The organism is Phycisphaerae bacterium, from assembly GCA_035275405.1.
In the GTDB taxonomy this organism is placed as follows: domain Bacteria; phylum Planctomycetota; class Phycisphaerae; order UBA1845; family UTPLA1; genus DATEMU01.
On sequence record DATEMU010000001.1, the window covers coordinates 295,511 to 314,638 of the forward strand.

Sequence of the window (19,128 nt, forward strand, 5' to 3'; positions counted from 1 at the left end):
TTAGCGGCGGAGGTCCTCTTCGGTGACATGCTTATACACGCCGCCGTTGGATTCGGCGATGGCCCGGAGCACCCGCTCGCCTTCGCCCATTGTGTCATACACGAAAAGTATCGCATTGATCGTGGATTGCCGGTTTCGGTTGAACTGCCGGATCGTTCGGACGATGTTCTTGTTTTCCTCGCCGAAGTCGCCGTCGGAAAGCAGGAACAGCACGTCCGGCTTGTAACCCAGGCCGAGCCGTATCGCGGCCACCGGCTCGGTCTGGCCGCTGGGCACGATGCGGCCGATGGCAGCGAAGGCGTGTTGTTTGTTGGCGAGGGTCGCGGGCTTCATTCGCGAAAATAACTCCGTCGGCTTGCCCTCGTTGAACCAGATCACCTCAAAAATCTGGTCGCGCTCCAGCGAGCCGATGGCCCGTTTCAATTCGCGCTGGAGCAGGCCAAACGTGTCGCTCATGGACCCGCTGCGGTCCATGACATAGACAATCGAGCGCGCCCGCTGGCCTTCGCCGACGCCCCACAGGCTTCCCACAGGACCGCCGCCGGCGAGATCCCGATCTCCCAGACCGGTTCCCTGGCCACCCTGACCCGATGCGGAATCGAGACCGATGCCCACCACATCGCCTCGGCGCAGTTCTCCGGCGGCGTCGGCCAGTCCCGCGCCGGTAGGTACCGAACTGGCCTCGATGGGAGGCTGTTCCTGCTTCAAAAGATCGGAAAGGTCGGTCGAATCGCTCTTGAACTCGGCGGCCTTCGAGGAATCCGGCCGCTCGATGTAGGCGTAACCGGGGAATTGAAATCCTCCGCCGGGCGCGGTCGATTCCACCGCGGAGACCACGTGCACCTTAAAGTCGCGATCGGAGGGCTCGATGGTGCCTCCGATGGCCCATGTGGCGAGCCCCAGCAGAAGGACCATGAAAGCGTGAACGAGAAGGCTGATACCCGCGGAGCCGACAGTCTGCACGTAACCTCCGGCCTTGGGCTGAGGCGAAAGTGCATCGGCATTGGCGGGTGGCTCGAAGGTCGCGGGGGGCAATGGAAGGGGCTCCATTACGGGCTGTCCGGTGTGTTCGGTCGTGGGCGACGATGGATTATACGCGGCACAGCAGGGGTATCAAAGCGTGTCGCACAAAAAGCGATTGCGAATCCGCCGGGATCGAGGGATCGAGAGCGCCGAAGGCGGCAGGTCCCCTGATTATTGTGTTTGGGTTACGGACTGGGCGAGTTCCTTTGACGTCTCGTAGTACTTGAGGACACGCTTGAATTCCTCGGCTTGTTCGCCGGTGGTCAGGTCGATGGCTTTTTTCTGGGTGGCGATGGCGGCGTCGATCATGCCCATGGTGCACTGGGTCTGCGCGAGTAAGAGCAGGGCCTCGGCGTCCTGACCGTTGGTCAGTTCGTTGGCTCGATTGACGCTGCGATAGAGCATGGCGGCGTTTCGATCGGAGAGCGGCTTTTCCAATTCGACGGCGGCAAGCTGCAGCAGACCGTCGGACGAGTCCTTCATGGCCACTTCGATCTTGGCCTCCCAGGCGGGGATCTGGTCCTCCATGTCGAATTCGGCGAGAAGTTGCTTCTTGATCAAGTACGCCTGAATGTCGTTTGGCTTGAGGGCCATGATCTCATCAAGGATTTTGAAGACCCGCTCCTTGTCCTGGTTCCCGTAAGCGGCGCGAAGCTCACCCATCAACTCGTTGGCCTTCTTGGCGTTAGCCGCGGCTTTCTTGGCGGCGACGATGTCGAAGCTGCCGGTCAGGACCTGTTTGATGGTATCGTCCATGACCTTGGTGTCGGCGAGGGGGTTGCCGGTCCACACGATGGTGCCGGTCTTATCGACGACAAACGCGTAGGGGATGCCTTCGACGTCTTTCATCCAGACGTTTTGGGTGTCCATGTCTTCGTCGGAGCCGACGAAGTAGGGCATCTCCAGCTTCAACTTCTTGGCCTTGCCGCTTAAGAAGCTGGCGATCGTGTCAGGCTCTTCGTTGCTGATCCCGAGGACCACGAGACCGTCCTTCTGATGTTTCCGGTGAAGCTCGGCGAGGTGGGGAACGCTCTTCATGCACGGACCGCACCACGTCGCCCAGAATTCGACGAGGAAAATGTGCTTCTCGGCGCCCTTGTCGTTAGGGAGGGCGGGCGGCGCCAGGGTCATCCACTTGGCGACTTTCACCGGCGGGGCCTTGTCGCCGATCTGCGGGGCGGCACGAACCAGGGAAGGAAATAATACCGCGAACGTGGTCGCAAGAAGCAGGGAGTATCGTGTCATGTTGTCCTTTTCAAACAGGGTGGTCAGTTCCCATCCGTTCGGCTCGTGGCCGGGCGGCAGCTACGCCATCCCTGTAGAATGCTATCCTATTTACCGTGGATCGGCCAGCCTTTGACACGACCGTACGCCCGGCCCTGCCCCTGTATCAGGGGCAGTCGGGGCCCTGCGCCTATCTGCCGGGACGGACCGCAACTCATGAATACATGCTGAGCCGGCAATTGGCCCCGGAAAGCTATCAACGGCTCATGGACGCCGGGTTTCGCCGCAGCGGGTGTATTGTCTATCGTCCGATTTGCGAGGGGTGCCGGGAGTGCATACCGATCCGCGTGCCGGTTCGGGATTTCGCGCCCAGTCGTTCGCAGCGGCGGGTGCAACGGCGCAACGCCGATGTCCGCGTGACGATTGACGTGCCAAGAGCGACGGATGAGAAATGGCGCCTCTACCACGAATACCGTCTATGGCAACACGACGACGTGGGGGGCGACGAGCGGGAGGATTTTGAGGAATTTCTTTACCACTCGCCGCTCGAAGAGGCCGGGCGAACCTTTACCCTCGAGATGTGTTACTGGATTGGAGAGCGGCTGGCGGCGGTGGGGATTGTGGACGTCTGTCCGGACTCCCTGTCCAGCGTTTATGTTTATTTCGATCCGATCCATGCCCAGCGCAGCCTGGGGGTCTTCAGCGCCTTGTGCGAGATTGAGGAATGTCGGCGGAAGGGGTTGGCGTACTGGTATGTCGGGTACTACGTTCAGGATTGTCGCCAAATGAATTACAAGGCCCAGTACCGGCCGTATGAGTTGCTGGGGCGGGACGGGGTGTGGCGGAGACCGCGCGCGGAGGGGGCTTTGCCATGAGGACAGGAATTGAAAAGCGCCGGCTTTCGACGCTGAAGGTCCATGAGTGTGACGACCCGTCGCAATCGCTTCTCCTGAGCCTGGAAGCGGTGCTTTCCGCCTACGGTCGATGCGTTCCTCGCGACGAGCTTGCGGCGGCTTTGGGTGATGCGTTTCTTTTAACTTACGCCGCCGAGGCCCGGCCGGGAGAACAGTGGAACACCTATGGGCGGCACGCATTCCTCGAGTCAGCGGCTCGTTTGTACGGTCTGGAGCTGCGCGATCTTCACCCACCGGATGCGGCGCCATTGCCGCTGCCTCCGCCGGAGTTTGAGGATCACTTTACGGACAGCTACCTGCCCCTAGTGCGAACGGCGCTGGACCACGAACACCCGGCGCTGGCATGGATGGGCTGGCCGGCGCCGCAGCGGGCGATTTGGGGAGTCATTACAGATTACGATCCGTCGCGAGGCGAATGTCTCGGACGCTCCATCTACTCGGGCGGGCGGACGGTGGCGCTCGCGGCCGCGCCGGTGCAGATATACACGGTACAGGAATATCGAGAGACGACTCCGCCTCCGCCGGCGATCATCGATGTGGCGCTTAATCGCGCTGCGGCGGTGCTCGCCGATCGGCTGCCCGTGAAGTATCGCGTGGTGACGGGCGTGGTGGCGTTGGAGAAGTGGCGGGCGGCGGCGATGGAGGATTCTGGTGCGGATTGGCATTCGCGTCTGGTGCAGTCATTCGTGACTGGTCGCAGGCGAGCGGTGGAGTTCTTTCGACTGCACTGTGGCGCCGCTTCGGCTGATCAGGCGGCGGCGGTCGAGCAATACGCGGCGATCTTCGAGGAGCAGGTGCAGTTCCTGGCGCCGCTGGCGCGTGAGTCGAACGGACCGGCTGAGTTGCAAAAGGAGCTGCCGGCGGTCTTGGATTTGATTATCGCGTTGGAGCAGCGGGGGGCGGCGGTTATTCAATGACCCGGCGGCGGGGGTTACGGATGTCGCAGGACACGCCCACGTTGCCGATCCAGCGGTCCCAAGCGGAATGGTCGGAGATATCGACGCCGGCGGCTTTGGCCTGGCGCTGGAGATACGTCTGCAATTCAATGAGGAAGTCGGTGTCCATCAGCTCGGGGTGGTCGCCCAAGTGCTGATGCAGCACGCGGTACACAAGCTTCAATTCCTCGGCATCGAGCGCCGCCACGACCGCATCGGCACGTTCTTCAAAGCTCATGAGACCTCCGGGCTGATCGAATTAGTTCGGGCTCGGCCCGCCACAAGTGTCGGCGGGCAGAACCCGCCCTACGGGACATTGTAGCGTCAATCAGACCGCTCCGGCGAGCAGGAGCATCAATGCCTTTTGCGCGTGCAGGCGGTTTTCGGCCTCGTCAAAAATGGCGGAGTTCTTCGTCCGCGTCACATCGTAGGTGATCTCGTCGCCGTAATGCGCGGGGAGGCAGTGCAGGAGGACGCAGTCGGGATTGGCGAGCGAAAGCACTTTCATGTCGATGGTGTAGCCGGCGAAGATTTTCTTGCGGGCGGCGGCCTCGGCTTCCTGGCCCATGCTCGCCCAGACGTCGGTGTAGAGGACGTCCGCGCCCTTGACCGCGCCCGGCATGTCACTACTGACGTTGACGCTGCCGCCAGTTTCCTTGCCGATCGCCTGGCTGTCGGCCAGAACCTCTGGTTTCGGTTGGTAGCCCTGGGGGGCGATGATCGTGACGTGCATCCCGGCGAGCGCGCCGCCGAGCATGATCGAATGCGCGACGTTGTTACCGTCGCCGCAATAGACCCAGCGGAGACCGGCGAGCTTGCCGCGTCGCTCCTGGATTGCCTGCAGGTCGGCGAGGATCTGGCAGGGGTGCTCGTGGTCGGAGAGGCCGTTGATGACGGGGACGCGCGAGTGCTTGGCGAGGTCGGTCACGATGTTGTGGCCGAAGGTGCGGGCCATGATGAGGTCGGCCATCCGCGACAGGACGATCGCGATGTCTTCGGTCGTCTCCCGCTGGCCAATGCTGATGTCGTTGGGAGAGAGATAGATCGCGTGACCGCCCAACTGCGTCATGCCCGCCTCGAAGGAGACGCGGGTCCGCAGGGAGGGCTTTTGGAAGATCATGGCGAGTGTCTTACCCGCGAGCTTCTGGCGATACTCGGCGGGTTTTTTCTTGACGGCTGCGGCGGTGGTGAGAATTTGTCCCAGCTCATCGGGAGTGAGGTCCTTCATGGAGGCTAGGCTGCGAGATTTGAGCGCGCTCATGTGTTCGTACTCCTTTTTGCTATTACGGGCGAGAATATTACGGAACAAAGGCGGGGGGGACAATGACTGTTGAAAAGGTTCGACTCGTGACACGAGCGAACGCTACGGTAGAGCGCATTACTTGAAGCGCGGGTGACTACCTAGGACTAATGCGAGCTTCTCAGCCCCGTCGCCGGCGAGTTCGTAGGCCACGCGGAGGGCGGGCTTGTTGAGTTTGAGGAGGCGGGCGAGGTCGATCGGTGTGCCGACGAGGACGAGGTCGCAGGGGGCGGCGTTGATGGTCGCTTCGAGATCGTTCATCTGCTCGCGACCGTAACCCATCGCGGGCAGGATGTCGGTCAGGTGCGGGTATTTGGCGAAGACGGCTTTGATTGAGCCAGCGGCGTAGGGGCGGGGGTCGATGATCGCCGCAGCGCCGAATTGCTCGGCCGCGACGTGGGCGGCGCCGTAGCGCATTTCGCCGTGGGTGAGCGTCGGGCCATCCTCGACGACGAGGACCCGCTTGCCTCGGATTTGCTCGTGGCCATCACAGATTATCGCTGAGTCGGCGCGGATGACGCGGGCCTTGGGGTTCAGCCGTTTGGCGTTGGCCTCAACGGTGCCGATGTCCTCCGGTTTCGCCGTGTTGACCTTGTTGATGACAATGACATCCGCCATGCGTAAGTTCGTCTCGCCGGGGTAGTAGCGCGTCTCGTGACCCGGTCGGTGGGGGTCAGCGACGACAATGTGCAGGTCGGGCTTGAAGAAGGGCGTGTCGTTGTTGCCGCCGTCCCAGACGACGACGTCGGCCTCTTTCTCGGCGGCGCGGAGGATCTGTTCATAGTCGATTCCGGCGAAGAGGAGATTGCCCGCCCGAATGTGCAACTCGTACTCCTCGCGCTCCTCAATGGTGCACTCGTAGCGATCCATGTCTTCGAGCGTCGCGAAGCGCTGGCAGATTTGCCTGGTCAGATCGCCGTAGGGCATGGGGTGGCGGCAGACCGCAATTTTTTTGCCCATCCCGCGCAGGGTCTTGGCGACATGGCGGGTGGTCTGGCTCTTTCCGGAGCCGGTGCGGACGGCGCAGATCGCCACAACGGGCTTGGTGGAGGGCAGCATCGTCTTGGCCGTGCCGATCATGCCGAAATTCGCCCCGGCGGCGTTAACCCGCGCGCCCATGTGCATGACGTATTCGTGCGTCACGTCGGAGTAGGAAAAGACGGCGAGGTTGATGCCGTACTGCCGGATGAGCGATTCGACTTGCTCCTCCGGATAAATGGGGATGCCCTGCGGGTAGCGCGGCCCGGCGAGGTGCGGCGGATAGACGCGGCCTTCGATATTGGGGATCTGCGTCGCGGTAAAGGCGACCACCTGGTACCGCGGGTCGTTGCGATAGCAGCAGTTGAAATTGTGAAAGTCCCGGCCGGCGGCGCCGAGGATGAGGACGGAAACGGGCTTGACGTTGTCAGCCATGTCACAACTCCCGCGGCGAATCAACTCATGGCGAGATAAACATGAAGATACCAACCTTCGAGTGATGGATCAAGATCGCAATCGATGTCGTTGCATTCGCGACCGTCCTTTTTTGGCGTGATCCGCACGCCGATGCGCAAATACTGGCGGAACAGAGGCGCCCCGACTATCATTCCTGTCCCCCTGTCGGCCATGGATGGCTGCGCGCCGCGCACCCCCCGACGAAATCACCCGGGAGAGATCATGCTTACACGGAGATGGTATTGTCGCATCGGGATCACTGTCCTCCTCGGCGCGCTGACCGGTTGCCATGCGCCGGCTTCCAAACTCAGTGAAGCAGACCTTGGCGAGCCGTCAAAGGTTAAATCCGCCGCTCCGTCTTATTGGGAGCACGAACCGAAAGGGCCCGTCACGTCGGGGTATCGCAAGGTGGCTCTCGTCGAGTTTGCCATCGAGTACGTCACGGAGAAACTCGAATCGCTGGCCGACAATCAGCCAGGCGTCGTGATTCACGAGTTCATCCCCATCGGGCTGGCGACGTCGATGGCGGGGGCCGGGCGGATTCGCATACAGCTCGACGAGGCGATGCGGAAGGAGTTCCCCGACGAGTTGCATCGCTTTTTTGTGGACCGGCTGGAGGCCGAGGGAATGACGCTCGTTCCCCGCGAAGCAATTCGGGCGTCAAAGGCCTTTAAGAGTCTGCGGCTTGAGAAACCCGGTTACCGGGACCTCGGGCACGCGTTCAACGTTGCGGGGACGGATGTCGGAGTCCCGCGCCTTCTGGTGGTTGAGCCCGCCACAGGGTTTGACGTGATCGTCGGCACGAACGACTTTCGAACCGTGGAACAGGTCGAGCAGGACCTCATCAAGGAAGTTGGCGCGGATGTTGCGTTGCGGGTGCGCTTTCGGTTGAGCGTGTACCGGCAGTTCGCCTCGATGGAAAAATGGTCGATCCTGCGGGTGACAAAGGGCGACACGTTCGGATACCACTTTGCCGAGCGGTCGTTGGTGTCCGATGAGACCGTTGTAGGGAAAGAACAATTCCTGCCGGTGGCGGGAATCATCAAACAGATCGACACTGATCAGTATCGTCTGGCCATCAAAAAACTATACCCGCCGTTTCTGAACATGGCGGTGCACACGCTGGTGGAACAATCGACCATTGCAGAAGCCGCGCCGATTGAAGACGCGTCTTAAGAGACGGCCTTCATCGCCAGGCCTATTTCACCGGTTCCGCCTCGGCGAGGATCGGCCCGATCCGGTCCATTGCCCAGTCGATCTCGTCTTTCTTGATGATCAGCGGCGGGGCGAAGCGAATCACGTCTTCGTGGGCGTCCTTGCAGAGGATGCCCTCGGCCATGAACTTCTCGCAGAAGCCGCGGGCGTTGCCGTATTCGGGCTTGATTTGCACGCCGATCAAGAGACCGCGGCCGCGGATTTCCTTGACGGCGGGGGATTTGACGGCCTTGAGCTTGTCGCGGAAGTACGCGCCCTGCTCGCGGGCCGCCTGCTCCAGGCCCTCGTTCGCAATCATTTCGATCGCCACACGGGCGACGGCGCAGGCCAGCGGATTGCCGCCGAAGGTGGAGCCGTGGTCGCCGGGCTTGAAGACGCTCATGATCTCGCGCGACGTGACGATCGCTGAGATGGGGACGATCCCGCCACCCAGGGCCTTGCCGAGGCACATCATGTCCGGTCGGGCCGCGTCGCCCTCGTGCTGCCAGGCAAAGCGGTCGCCCGTGCGGCAGAGACCGGTCTGGATCTCGTCGGCGATGAAAAGGATGTTGTGCTTAGTGCAGATCTCGCGGACTTTCCTCAGGTACCCCTCGGGCGGGACGAGGATACCGCTCTCAGCCTGGATAGGCTCGACGAGGAATGCGGCCGTGTTCTTGGTGATGGCCTTCTCGAGTGCGGCGGGATCGCCGAAGTTTACCAGCGGGAAGCCGGGCGTGAAGGGGCCAAATCCGTCGCGATACTGCGCGTCGGTGCTAAAGCTGACGACGGTGACGGTGCGGCCGTGGAAGTTGCCCTTGGCGCAGATGATCTCGGCCTTGTCCTTTTCGATGCCCTTGACCTTGTAGCCCCACTTGCGGGCGGTCTTGATGGCCGTCTCGACGGCCTCCGCGCCGCTGTTCATCGGCAGCACGCATTCGTAGCCGGACATCTCGCAGAGTTCCTTGCAGAAGGGGCCGAGCTGATCATTGTGAAAGGCGCGGCTCGTGAGCGTCACCTTGGAAAGCTGCTTGGTCGCCGCCGCGATCAGCCGCTCGTGAGAGTAGCCGAAGTTCAGGGCGGAGTAGGCCGAGAGCATGTCCAGGTAGCGGTTGTCGTCGACGTCCGTCACCCAGCAGCCCTCGCCGGATTCGATGATGACCGGGAGCGGGTGGTAGTTGTGCGCCCCGTACTCGTCGGCGATGCGGAGATGTTCGGAGGTTTTGGAGTCCTTGGCGACGGCGGTGATCATGGTTTGTCCCCTGAGTTGGCGTCCCTGCGATTCGACCGGCAAAGGGGGCCGGTTCGGCGGGGATGATAGCGGGTAGGCGGGGCGGGTCAACAATACGCGCGTGAAAGGCAGCTTGTCGGGCCCGACAACGGGGATAAAATGGCAGCGGCTCGCCATGGCGGGCGAAAAGTCCCCGTAGCTCAATTGGATAGAGTGTCGGCCTCCGAAGCCGAAGGTTACAGGTTCGACTCCTGTCGGGGACGTATCAAGTACGTTTGGAATTGACTTGCCGAGCCCCCTCGGCCAATTGCATGCTGTTACAGAACCAAGGCTTGCTGCCTCGTCATCTGACGCCCCTTGTTCTCGTCTGCCTTATGTTTGGTTGTGCCCAACCCACGACTCGAGGCGGTGACAGCGCGATCGAGACCAAGAGGCAGCTTTACAGCGACGCAATGGGCTCGCTCAGGAGGATGCGCGTAAGTGTTGATTTCAAAGGAGAGCGGCTTGAGAGCGCCTTTGACCTGATTCAAGAGAAATCGGAATACCCGCTCCACATCAACTGGGAAGCCCTCGAGGCAGCCAGTATCGAACCGGATCAGCCGGTCACATTGAAACTGGAGGACGTCGATTTGGCAACCCTCCTCGAAGAGCTTCTGGTGGCGGCCGGAGCAGAAAACGAGACTGTGCTAGGTTACGAGGTGGTCTCTCAGATTCTTGTGTCGACCACAGAAACCCTGCCTGATCGGCCTGACGGAATCTGGACAACTCCCCATAATGACGAGCGGGTAAGAGAAGGCCTCATATACAAAGTCTCACTGAGACACGATCCGACATCGCCCACTGGTCTATACGTGCCAGCGGATCTTGAAGAATGCTTTACGGAGTTGAAACGGATGCTGACTCCGGAACTGGTCGCTGAGATGAAGGCTGATCCGGATGAAAAACTTATTGTTCATCACTTCGGTCTCGGCCTCTGGATCAGGAATAACTGGGGGCTTTGGGGAAACTCGCGGCTCGCCAAATACTTCGAGAGTCACGGAGTCCATCACCCGGACGATATGTCAGGGATCATCCTGACGTCCTTTTGGCGGCGGTTGAACAACCAGCCTCTCAGATTCGAGGAACAGATCGAATTCTATCAAACGTATTGGAAGAAACAGAGGGAAATAGCAGCGACGCAGAAGGACGACCAAGCCGAGGGCGAAGAGGAAGGCGACGAGAGAATAGAAGACGATGGTGAAGCCGAGGACGATGAGTAGCGCGAACTTCTGCGAGAATCAGCTCGTCCGCGCTTGTGGTGCCCTCGCCTACATTGCGGGACGGTTCGTTGCCCGCGGGGCAGCGCGCTGAATTACCGGTCGTTTCTTCGGCTCCGGAGGCGGCAGGCCCTTTTCAATCACCTTCTCAATGGCGGCGCAGAAGATGTCCAGCTCCTGCGTCGTCGTGTAGACGTTCGGCGTCACCCGGATCCCCTGGAAATCCTCATGCATGATCGGCGTCACCATGATCTTGTGCTTGTGCCATAGATGCTCGCCGAGATTGACCGAATCCGCGCCCTCGATCATGAACACCCCGATCGCGCAGGAATGCGCCGGGTCCAGGTTCGTATGGATCTTGACCTTGTGATGCTTACTTAATCGCCGGGCCCAGTAGTCTCGCAGCCAACGCAGCCGCGCCTCCTTCCGCGCCGGGCCGATCCCCTCATAGAACGTGAGCGCCTCGGCGATCGCCAGCCGCGGCGCCGCCGGGTGCGTCCCGATCTCCTCGAACTTGCGGATATCCCCATCTTTCTCAGGTAGCGCCGCCTGGAGCGGCCAGAGGCTGCGAATCAGGTCCTTCTTCACGAACAATAAACCCGTCCCGATCGGCGCCGTCAGCCACTTGTGCAGGCTCACGCCGTAGATGTCGCAATCCAGGTCGGTGTACTGAAAGGCGAACTGGGCGAAGGCGTGGGCGCCGTCGACGATCGTGCGGATGCCGCGCGACCGGGCGATGCGGCAGATGTCCCGCACTGGCAGGATCTCGCCCGTGATGTTCACGATGTGACACATTAGCAGGACCTTCGTCTTCGGCGTCATGTTCTGCTCAAAGAGCTTCACCACTTCGTCGTTGGACCGGATCGGCACGGGCAGCTTGATCTGCCTCATCACGATCCCTTCGCGCCGCTCGCGCTGCTGGATGGTGGCGATCATCCGCGGGTAATCCTGCGTGGTGGTCAGGATTTCGTCGCCCGGCTTCAGGTCGATCCCATTGAGCGCGATCTGCAGGCTCTCGCTGGCGTTTCGCGTGATGGCCATCTCCTCCGCATCGCACCCGAACGCCCGGGCCAGCCGCACGCGAACCAACTCCACTTGCGGGTCCTGATGGTCCCACATCCAGCGCGCAGGGGCATGGTTGGCCCAGTCGAGCTGCCGCTTGTAGGCCTCGTGCACCACGCGCGGCGACGGGCATACCCCACCGTTGTTGAGGTTGATGATCGAGCGGTCGATGTCGAAGGCCTGCTGGACGTTGAACCAGAAATCCTCCGCCCCCGCAGCCGCCTGCGGTCTCTGGTTCAGCGGCGCAGACTCCTGCGCCCGGGCGACATGCTCCGCCCAGTCATCTCTCAGCCATGCATACGCAAAGAGACCGGTCCCCGCGACAGTGCGAAGGAAACCGCGACGATTTTTTTCCATCGATAGGCTCCAGGACCCCTATTCCGCGATTGTATCGTGCTGAGAGAGTTCGCAAGATCAAATTCGCCTTTTTCCGGGGCTTGCGGGAACGTGCAGGATGAATAAAATCGAAGCAATAGACACAGTCCTAGCTCAAGTAGACAGGTTACAGGCTCAAATCCTGTCGGGGACGTGTTGGGCGAGTGCTCTCAATATCAAGGTTTGAGGGGTATTTCATGAACACCAAGATACTTTTGCGCAGCGTGCTGGCGTTGGCCGTCGTCACGGGACTGGGTGCAGCTCTCGTCGCTTTCGCCTGTGACGATAACCCAACCACGCAACCGGTCAGCAAGCGTTACGAGGAGCAGGCGAAGAAGATCATCGACGCCGCGCTCGCGGGCAACGACGCGTGGAAGAAGATGGAGGAGTTATGCGACGGGATCGGCCATCGGCTCAGCGGGTCAGAGGCGCTGGATAAGGCCGTCGCCTGGGCCGTGGCGACGATGAAGGCCGACGGACAGGAAAATGTCCGCGCCGAGCCGGTCATGGTGCCCAAGTGGGTCCGCGGCGAGGAGTCGCTGACGATGGTCGAGCCGTATCGCTATCCACTGGTGATGTCCGGCCTGGGATTATCGGTAGGGACGCCCACCGACGGGCTCACCGCAGATGTGCTGGTTGTCGCAGATGAAAAAGAATTGGAAGCGGCGGGAGATAAGGCACGCGGACGGATAGTCTTGTTCAACAACCCCATGCAGACTTACGATCCGAACAAGGGCTCCGGTTACGGGACAGCGGTACGGTTCCGGCACAAGGGAGCGGTACTGGCCAGCGCGCAGGGGGCGACGGCGTGTCTCGTGCGGAGCGTGACGGCGCGGAGCCTGCGCTCGCCGCACACGGGAGCGATGTCGTACGCCGATGCGAAGGAAAAAATTCCCGCCGCGGCGATCTCGACCGAGGACGCGGAGATGATCTGCCGGCTCGCCGCGCGCGGGCAGGCGGTGAAAGTGACGCTGAAGATGGGGGCCCAGGACCACGGCATGGTCCCGTCGGCCAACGTTGTCGGCGAGCTGCGCGGCCGTGAGCACCCCGAAGAAATCGTGGTGATCGGCGGGCATATCGATTCATGGGATGCGGGACAGGGAGCCCACGACGATGGGGCCGGCTGTGTTATTGCGATGGAGGCGATCAATGTCCTGCGGAAGCTCAATATGATCCCGCAGAGGACGATCCGCGTCGTGCTGTGGACGAACGAAGAAAATGGGCTGGCGGGCGGCAAGCAATACGCCAAGGACCACGAAGCCGAGCTGGCCAAGCACGTCGCGGCGATCGAGTCGGACTCCGGCGCGTTTCGCCCTGAAGGGTACTCCGTCGAATGCCTCGACGGCCGCCGACAGACGGTCGCGGCCGGGCAGCTCGTCGAATTGATGAAGTTGCTGTCGCCGCTGGGGCGGATGGATGTCAGCGTGGGGCATTCGGGGGCGGATATCAGCCCGATGAAACCCGGCGGCGTCGTGCTGATGGGCTTTGACGTCGAAGGGTCGAAGTACTTCGACTACCACCACACCCACGCGGATACGCTGGACAAGGTTAATCCGCAGGACCTGTCGCAGTGCGTGGCGTCGATGGCGGTTACGGCGTATGTCATCGCGGAGATGCCGGAGCGACTGGGGGAATAATTCGGATCGCGACAGAGACACAGAGAAAATAAATAATTTCTTGTCGGCGTACTCTGTGCCTCGGAGCCTCTGTGGTAAATTCTGATCGATCAGATTAAGGGGCGATGGTGTTTACGAACTGCTGTAAGTCGGCGCCGTCGACGAAGGTGTCGCCGTTCAGGTCGGCGAGGTCAATGTCGCAGCCGCCGTACGTGTCGGGATCGACCAGGGCGTCGACCATGTTCGGCACGTCGGCCAGTTCCACCAGGCAGTTGCAGTCCATGTCGCCCACGGGCGAGGGGCCGGAAATCGACAGATTGGACGTGCTGGCGTCGACGCCGAGCTTGTCCAGGGCGTTGCGGGCCACGACTTTGATGCGGGCCTGTTGCGAGCAGATGTTCGGCACGGTCCAGAGGTGCGAGCCGTCGTCGGCGGTCATGCTGGCAATCGTCGTGTCATAGTTCACCCCGCCGTCCGTGGAGAGCAGGAGGTCCACGTTGACCACGCCCACGTCGTCGTCAGTGATCCAGTTAATCTCGATGTCAGCGCCGGGCGTCAGCACCTCGCCGCCGCGATAGTTCTCCAGATACGCCGTGGGGTTCGCGCCACCGAGATGGATCGGCACGTGCATGACAATGCAGTGCATGACGCCCGCCAATCCGACCATCGCCTGGCAATTCACCTGAATAATCGTCTTGCCCGGCATGGCCGTCTGCCACGTCGCAAGGGCTTGGCCGTTGTGACCGGCGGAGACAATCGTTGCGTTGGTATAGGTGGGCAGAAGGATCACATCATTGAGGAGCACGACATTGGTGTAGGTGTAGTGGACGCCGCTGAGTGATCGCGCCGGGACGCGATACACGGTATACCCCTGACCGGCCATGTAAGTCGCGGCGTTGTCGCAGATGACATCCTGCGTCGATCCGACGTTGTTGGGCCAGTCGCTGATGACCACCTTGTCGTCGGCGATGACCTGCATCCACATGTCGAGATGCTGGGTGGAATCGACCGACGTGGGAAACGGCGGGAAGATGTGCGTGTCCACGTTCTGGAAATCCTGCCAGATATCGTGAATCTGCGTGTGGGAAAGGCCGGGGTTCTCGTTCCAAATGAGTTCCGTGGCGTAGGAGCGATTCAGGGCGTCGAGATGGTAGTTGCCGCCCCCGTGGACGAGCTGGTGTTCGTAATAGGCGTGATGTTTGACCGTCGAAAAGTAAGACGGAAACGCGTCGTCATTGGGGCGCGTAGGCCGGTTGTAGTCGTGGTCGACGATGCCCCGGCATTGGCCGTGGTAGATATAGCGTGGGCCGTAGTCGCGAATCCACACGGAGTCGGTCGTGCGGATGACGAACTGGACGTTACTCATGTTGGCGCCGGCGGTGGTCAGCATCGACGTGGCGGTTGATTGTTCGCCGGAGGTATCCACCACGACATAGGCCCTGGCCGCCGCGGTCGTGGTAATATGTTTGATCATGGTGGGCAGGATGTCGGTGCTGCTGTTCACGAAGGGACTTCCGCCCTCCCACGCGAACAGCAATCCCTCCATCGGCTCATACTCCGCGACACAGTGGATAGGCAGGGTCGGTGGGGCGGTGAGGGCGCGACTGGAGGGAACATGAGGAAAACGCTTGAGGAATTCGCGCTCCAGTTCGGTCATGTAGCGCGGAATCGTCGCGCCTTCGGGATAGATCAGTTCATCGCCGACCCATAGCGGCTCATCGTGGACGATCTCCGGCTCGCCGCCGATGACCGGCGCGATCGCGATGAGCGTAGAGAACAACACGCTCGTGGGAACGAGGAAGCATCGCTTAAGATAACGCATGCATCAAACCCCAGAGGGGAGGCCGAACATCCATGCCAGGATGCCAATTCTATCCAATCGGCCCACGGGCTTCAAGATGCGGCGGGTCGAATGATATTATCGCGCCCCCGATGGCTTACGCGCCATTGGCACCGCTGACCGCGGTTTGTCGGTGCAGAGGGCGGCGGATAACATCGAGTCTATGTCGCAAAGGGCGTACTTGCGGTGTATCCGGCCGGACTGTGCGGCTACCACCAGTCTCACCAATACGGCCTACGCCTGCGATCGATGCGGCTCGCTCCTGGATGTAGCCTATGATTGGGGCCGATGCTCGCCGCCAAGGGCGTTGAAGGAGTTTGAGGGCCGCTGGGCCGGGCGGGCGAATCCGCTCGATTTTTCGGGGGTCTGGCGGTTTCGGGAACTCCTGCCGTTCGCGGACGAGGGAGACCTCGTCACCATCGGCGAGGGGCAGACGATCCTCCAGACCCCGGATGTAAAGGCTCTCGATCTGCCGCTCAGTCCGGGCCGCCTGCACTTCCAATACGAGGGATTGAACCCGTCGGGTAGCTTCAAAGATAACGGCATGGCGGCGGCGTTCACGATGGCCCGTCGGCTCGGCCGGTCGCGCGTCGCCTGCGCCTCGACGGGCAACACCAGCGCGAGCATGGCCCTGTACGCCGGTCTGACGCGGCTGACGGATGGTCGGCCGATGCAGGCAACCGTCTTCATCGGCGAGGGCAGGATCGCCTTCGGCAAGCTCTCGCAGGCGCTGGACCATGGGGCGCTGACGCTTCAGGTGCAGGGCGATTTCGACGCGTGTATGAAGCGAATCCGCGAGGCCGCCGACCGGCTGGGCCTGTACGTGATGAACTCGATCAACCCGTTCCGTCTGGAGGGGCAGAAGACGATCATGTACCGCGTCCTGGAGGGCCTCGGCTGGGAGCCGCCGGACTGGATCGTGGTGCCGGGCGGCAATCTGGGGAACACGAGCGCGTTCGGCAAGGCGTTCATCGAGCTGCGCGAGCTGGGTCTGGTCAAGCGCATGCCGCGGTTGGCGGTCGTGAACGCGGCGGGGGCCAACACGCTATCCGAGTTGTTCAACCGCCACGTCTTGCGTTGGAACAACGGCGATGTGGACATGGCCATCGTGGAGCGCTTCGAGCGAGAGATGGCCGAGTCGGGGCGCAAAGCACAAACGATCGCCTCGGCAATCGAGATCGGCCGGCCGGTCAACCTGACCAAGGCGCTGCGCTCGCTGGAGGCAATGGACGGCGTCGTGTGTGAAGTGACGGACGAGGAGATCCTGGACGAAAAGGCACGGATCGGTCGCTGCGGCCTGGGTTGCGAGCCAGCGAGCGCGGCGAGCGTGGCGGGGCTGCGGCAGTTGGTGAGCCAGGGCGTCGTCGATCGCGGGGCTCGTGTCGTGTGCATCTTGACGGGGCATGCGCTGAAAGACCCGGACGCGACAGTGAGATACCACACGGGTATCGGTACGATCCAATCGGATTCCGCGGCCAGGACAATGGGGCGGCTGGCGAACGAGCCGATCCCGGTGGCGGATGATCTCGATGCGATCTGCGCGGCGATTGAGAAGAACTGCAAATAGCGAATGGCGAATAGCGAAAAAAAGGATCCGCAGATCAAGATCGCCATTGCCGGCGCGGCGGGGCGGATGGGGCGGCGGATTGTCGCGCTGGCAGCGGTGCAATCGGACCTGCGCGGTGTCGCAGCGATTGATTCGCCGGGAAGCGAAGGCGTGGGAAAAGATGCGGGGGAATTGGCGGGGATCGGGCCGATCGGCGTGCGCGTGGCGGACCGCGTGGCGGCCGAGTTCGACGTGCTCATCGATTTTTCGTCACCGGCGGGGACGGATCAGTGCCTTGCGACCTGCGTCGACGCGGGGCGACCGATCGTGATCGGCACGACCGGCCAGAGCGACGAGCAGATGGGCCGGATTCGCGAGGCGTCGTCTAGGATCGCCGTGCTCAAGTCGGCGAACATGAGTGTCGGCGTCAACGTCATGCTCCGCGTGGTGCGGCAGCTCGCCGAACTGCTCGACGAGGGCTACGACATCGAGATCACCGAGGCCCACCATCGCTTCAAGGTAGATGCGCCGAGCGGGACGGCGCTGGCGTTATTGGAGGCCGTGAAGGCCGGTCGGAAGGCAAAGCCGTCGACGCCGATCGTTCATGGGCGGCAGGGGAATGTCGGGCAGCGACCGTCAGGCGAGATCGGCATCCACTCGCAACGCATCGGCGACACCGTCGGCGAACACACCGTCGCCTTCGGCACGCTTGGCGAGACGTTATCCATTCATCATTCCGCCCATTCCCGCGACACGTTCGCCCTCGGCGCCCTCCGCGCGGCGAAGTGGCTCGTCGGCAAACCGGCAGGTCTTTACAACATGCAGGATGTGCTGTTCGGCGGGTCAATTTGATCTGCACGAAAGCGCGAGGTTACTCGGCACAAGATGCCCGGTCTATTGCAAATCGACGAGCTTTTTAACGTCCGGCGCCGGCAGGGGGCTTTGCCATGCTCCCAACAGGGCGATGCATTCCAGCGGCGTGAGCCTTCGTTTCTCGACGATCTTTTCTTCCTGTAGAATCTGTGCCTCCCAACCCGGCTGTCTCCAGGCCAAAATCAGCACAGCGTCTGCGGCCGTAAATCGCCGGGTGCTCGTCTTAAATTGCCGTAGCGACGTCTTACGTATCACCAGACCGCCGGGAATCAAAATCCACTCGTTTTGGCGAAGCCAGTACACAGCCATCGGAACGACGATGGTGATGCCGAAGGCCAAGAGCCCCAACTGACCGCGCCGCGAACGCAGGCCATTCTCGAGGATGAACTGAATCGCTCGCGAGCCCCAGTAGATGAGCCAAAAAGCGGGCAATCCAATGCGAATAAAGAAACGGCGAACGAGTGAACTACGCCGGGAGCGGCGATCCTGCTCGATCGGCGCGTTGAGCGCATACTCGGCAAGTTGCAGGATCGTCGGGCTCGTCTCATCCAAACTCAGAGGCTCGAACGGCACATCGAGAGGCTGGACAGGTGGAATCGACTTTTTCTCAGAGGGGTCATAGACAACGGCCAACCCAGGAAGGTCTCTATTCTTGAGTGTGTTCCATAATCGATTCAGCCGATATTTTTCATCGCGCCAGCCCTTGCCGGCGTCACAGACCTGTTCGATCAGTCGGGGGCTCAGTTCCGGGCAAGTCGCAACAGTTTTGACTCCCTTTTTGAAATCCTGAATGTGAACTACGTATGCCGCGCGAAGCAATGGAGTGATTGGGGGCGCAGGTGACGTGGCAGTTTGTGAGTCGGCTCGATCGTCGTTCACGGCATGACCGCAATGATCTTCAACTCAACTGCAATCGGTGTCGGCAGGGCGGTGATTTCGACGGTCGTCCGCGTCGGATTGGGCCTGCCCGGCCCTGCGAAGTGCTCGGCGTAGAGGCGGTTGAAAGTCGGGAAGTCTTCTTTCATGTTCGTCAGGAAGACGGTCACATCGACGATGTCCTCCCACTTCGCCCCGGCATCCTCGAGAACGAAGCGGACGTTTTCGAAGACCGCGCGGCACTGCGCCTCGATGTCGTAGGCGGCGACGTTTCCCGCGGCATCGAGCGTCACGCCGGGGATGTCCTTGCTGCCGCGCTTCCGCGGCCCGATGCCGGAGAGAAAGAGCAGGTTGCCCACGCGCTTGGCGTGCGGATACGCCCCGACGGGTTCGGGGGCTCGTGTGCTCTCAATAGGTTCAAGCATGGGCCTT

18 protein-coding genes and 1 tRNA gene are annotated in these 19,128 nt (G+C 61.6%); 8 read left to right on the forward strand and 11 right to left on the reverse strand.

Annotation, left to right across the window (positions count from 1 at the left end; translation table 11 throughout):
• Complete coding sequence (locus VJZ71_01150; protein ID HKQ46656.1) at nucleotides 1–1,035, reverse strand: hypothetical protein; 1,035 nt, start codon at nucleotides 1,033–1,035, stop codon at nucleotides 1–3.
• 159 nt (nucleotides 1,036–1,194) lie between these two features.
• On the reverse strand, nucleotides 1,195–2,268 hold the full coding sequence (locus tag VJZ71_01155) for a TlpA disulfide reductase family protein (GenBank protein ID HKQ46657.1): 1,074 nt from the start codon (nucleotides 2,266–2,268) through the stop codon (nucleotides 1,195–1,197).
• Between the two features lie 95 nt (nucleotides 2,269–2,363).
• Here VJZ71_01155 and VJZ71_01160 point away from each other — a divergent pair, with 95 nt between their 5' ends.
• Both VJZ71_01160 and VJZ71_01165 read left to right on the forward strand, forming a co-directional pair.
• Entirely contained in the window at nucleotides 2,364–3,122 is a 759-nt protein-coding gene (locus tag VJZ71_01160; protein ID HKQ46658.1) for an arginyltransferase, read from the forward strand.
• On the forward strand, nucleotides 3,119–4,078 hold the full coding sequence (locus tag VJZ71_01165; protein HKQ46659.1) for a hypothetical protein: 960 nt from the start codon (nucleotides 3,119–3,121) through the stop codon (nucleotides 4,076–4,078). The genes VJZ71_01160 and VJZ71_01165 overlap by 4 nt, the downstream gene beginning before the upstream one ends.
• Here VJZ71_01165 and VJZ71_01170 read toward each other — a convergent pair.
• The 4 genes from VJZ71_01170 to VJZ71_01185 all read right to left on the reverse strand — a co-directional run bounded on the left by VJZ71_01170 (nucleotide 4,068) and on the right by VJZ71_01185 (nucleotide 6,982).
• The gene (locus VJZ71_01170) at nucleotides 4,068–4,334 is read right to left on the reverse strand and encodes a hypothetical protein (protein ID HKQ46660.1); all 267 of its coding nucleotides are present in this window, start codon (nucleotides 4,332–4,334) and stop codon (nucleotides 4,068–4,070) included. The two genes, VJZ71_01165 and VJZ71_01170, sit on opposite strands and share 11 nt — an antisense overlap.
• A gap of 90 nt (nucleotides 4,335–4,424) precedes the next feature.
• Nucleotides 4,425–5,357, reverse strand: a complete 933-nt coding sequence (argF, locus tag VJZ71_01175; protein ID HKQ46661.1) for an ornithine carbamoyltransferase — start codon at nucleotides 5,355–5,357, stop codon at nucleotides 4,425–4,427.
• 117 nt (nucleotides 5,358–5,474) lie between these two features.
• Nucleotides 5,475–6,809 carry a cyclic 2,3-diphosphoglycerate synthase gene (locus VJZ71_01180; protein ID HKQ46662.1) on the reverse strand — a complete coding sequence of 445 codons (1,335 nt, stop codon included), beginning with the start codon at nucleotides 6,807–6,809 and terminating at the stop codon, nucleotides 5,475–5,477.
• A gap of 20 nt (nucleotides 6,810–6,829) precedes the next feature.
• Nucleotides 6,830–6,982, reverse strand: a complete 153-nt coding sequence (locus tag VJZ71_01185) for a hypothetical protein (protein HKQ46663.1) — start codon at nucleotides 6,980–6,982, stop codon at nucleotides 6,830–6,832.
• Nucleotides 6,983–7,052: 70 nt separating this feature from the next.
• On the opposite strand from VJZ71_01185, the gene VJZ71_01190 reads away from it, so the two are divergent.
• The gene (locus tag VJZ71_01190; GenBank protein HKQ46664.1) at nucleotides 7,053–8,006 is read left to right on the forward strand and encodes a hypothetical protein; all 954 of its coding nucleotides are present in this window, start codon (nucleotides 7,053–7,055) and stop codon (nucleotides 8,004–8,006) included.
• 22 nt (nucleotides 8,007–8,028) lie between these two features.
• Here VJZ71_01190 and rocD read toward each other — a convergent pair whose 3' ends face one another.
• The gene (gene rocD / locus VJZ71_01195) at nucleotides 8,029–9,273 is read right to left on the reverse strand and encodes an ornithine--oxo-acid transaminase (GenBank protein ID HKQ46665.1); all 1,245 of its coding nucleotides are present in this window, start codon (nucleotides 9,271–9,273) and stop codon (nucleotides 8,029–8,031) included.
• 168 nt (nucleotides 9,274–9,441) lie between these two features.
• Between rocD and VJZ71_01200 the strand changes: the two genes are divergently transcribed.
• Nucleotides 9,442–9,515, forward strand: a tRNA-Arg gene (locus VJZ71_01200).
• Nucleotides 9,516–9,704: 189 nt separating this feature from the next.
• Nucleotides 9,705–10,511, forward strand: coding sequence for a DUF6794 domain-containing protein (locus VJZ71_01205; GenBank protein ID HKQ46666.1), 807 nt, complete (start codon nucleotides 9,705–9,707; stop codon nucleotides 10,509–10,511).
• A gap of 48 nt (nucleotides 10,512–10,559) precedes the next feature.
• Here the strand turns inward: VJZ71_01205 and VJZ71_01210 are convergent, their stop codons facing one another.
• Nucleotides 10,560–11,927, reverse strand: coding sequence for an aminotransferase class V-fold PLP-dependent enzyme (locus VJZ71_01210; GenBank protein ID HKQ46667.1), 1,368 nt, complete (start codon nucleotides 11,925–11,927; stop codon nucleotides 10,560–10,562).
• 215 nt (nucleotides 11,928–12,142) lie between these two features.
• On the opposite strand from VJZ71_01210, the gene VJZ71_01215 reads away from it, so the two are divergent.
• A complete protein-coding gene (locus VJZ71_01215) occupies nucleotides 12,143–13,582 on the forward strand; it encodes a M20/M25/M40 family metallo-hydrolase (protein HKQ46668.1) in 1,440 nt (479 codons plus the stop codon).
• A 94-nt stretch (nucleotides 13,583–13,676) separates the two neighbouring features.
• Here VJZ71_01215 and VJZ71_01220 read toward each other — a convergent pair whose 3' ends face one another.
• The gene (locus VJZ71_01220) at nucleotides 13,677–15,383 is read right to left on the reverse strand and encodes an agmatine deiminase family protein (GenBank protein HKQ46669.1); all 1,707 of its coding nucleotides are present in this window, start codon (nucleotides 15,381–15,383) and stop codon (nucleotides 13,677–13,679) included.
• Between the two features lie 181 nt (nucleotides 15,384–15,564).
• On the opposite strand from VJZ71_01220, the gene thrC reads away from it, so the two are divergent.
• Together thrC and dapB are read left to right on the forward strand one after the other, a co-directional pair.
• Nucleotides 15,565–16,968 (forward strand): threonine synthase, encoded by a 1,404-nt coding sequence (gene thrC / locus VJZ71_01225; GenBank protein HKQ46670.1) that lies wholly within the window; start codon nucleotides 15,565–15,567, stop codon nucleotides 16,966–16,968.
• 3 nt (nucleotides 16,969–16,971) lie between these two features.
• Nucleotides 16,972–17,799 (forward strand): 4-hydroxy-tetrahydrodipicolinate reductase, encoded by an 828-nt coding sequence (gene dapB, locus VJZ71_01230; protein ID HKQ46671.1) that lies wholly within the window; start codon nucleotides 16,972–16,974, stop codon nucleotides 17,797–17,799.
• Nucleotides 17,800–17,841: 42 nt separating this feature from the next.
• Here the strand turns inward: dapB and VJZ71_01235 are convergent, their stop codons facing one another.
• Nucleotides 17,842–18,372, reverse strand: coding sequence for a hypothetical protein (locus VJZ71_01235; GenBank protein ID HKQ46672.1), 531 nt, complete (start codon nucleotides 18,370–18,372; stop codon nucleotides 17,842–17,844).
• Between the two features lie 323 nt (nucleotides 18,373–18,695).
• Nucleotides 18,696–19,121 (reverse strand): RidA family protein, encoded by a 426-nt coding sequence (locus VJZ71_01240; GenBank protein HKQ46673.1) that lies wholly within the window; start codon nucleotides 19,119–19,121, stop codon nucleotides 18,696–18,698.
• Nucleotides 19,122–19,128 lie beyond the last annotated feature (7 nt).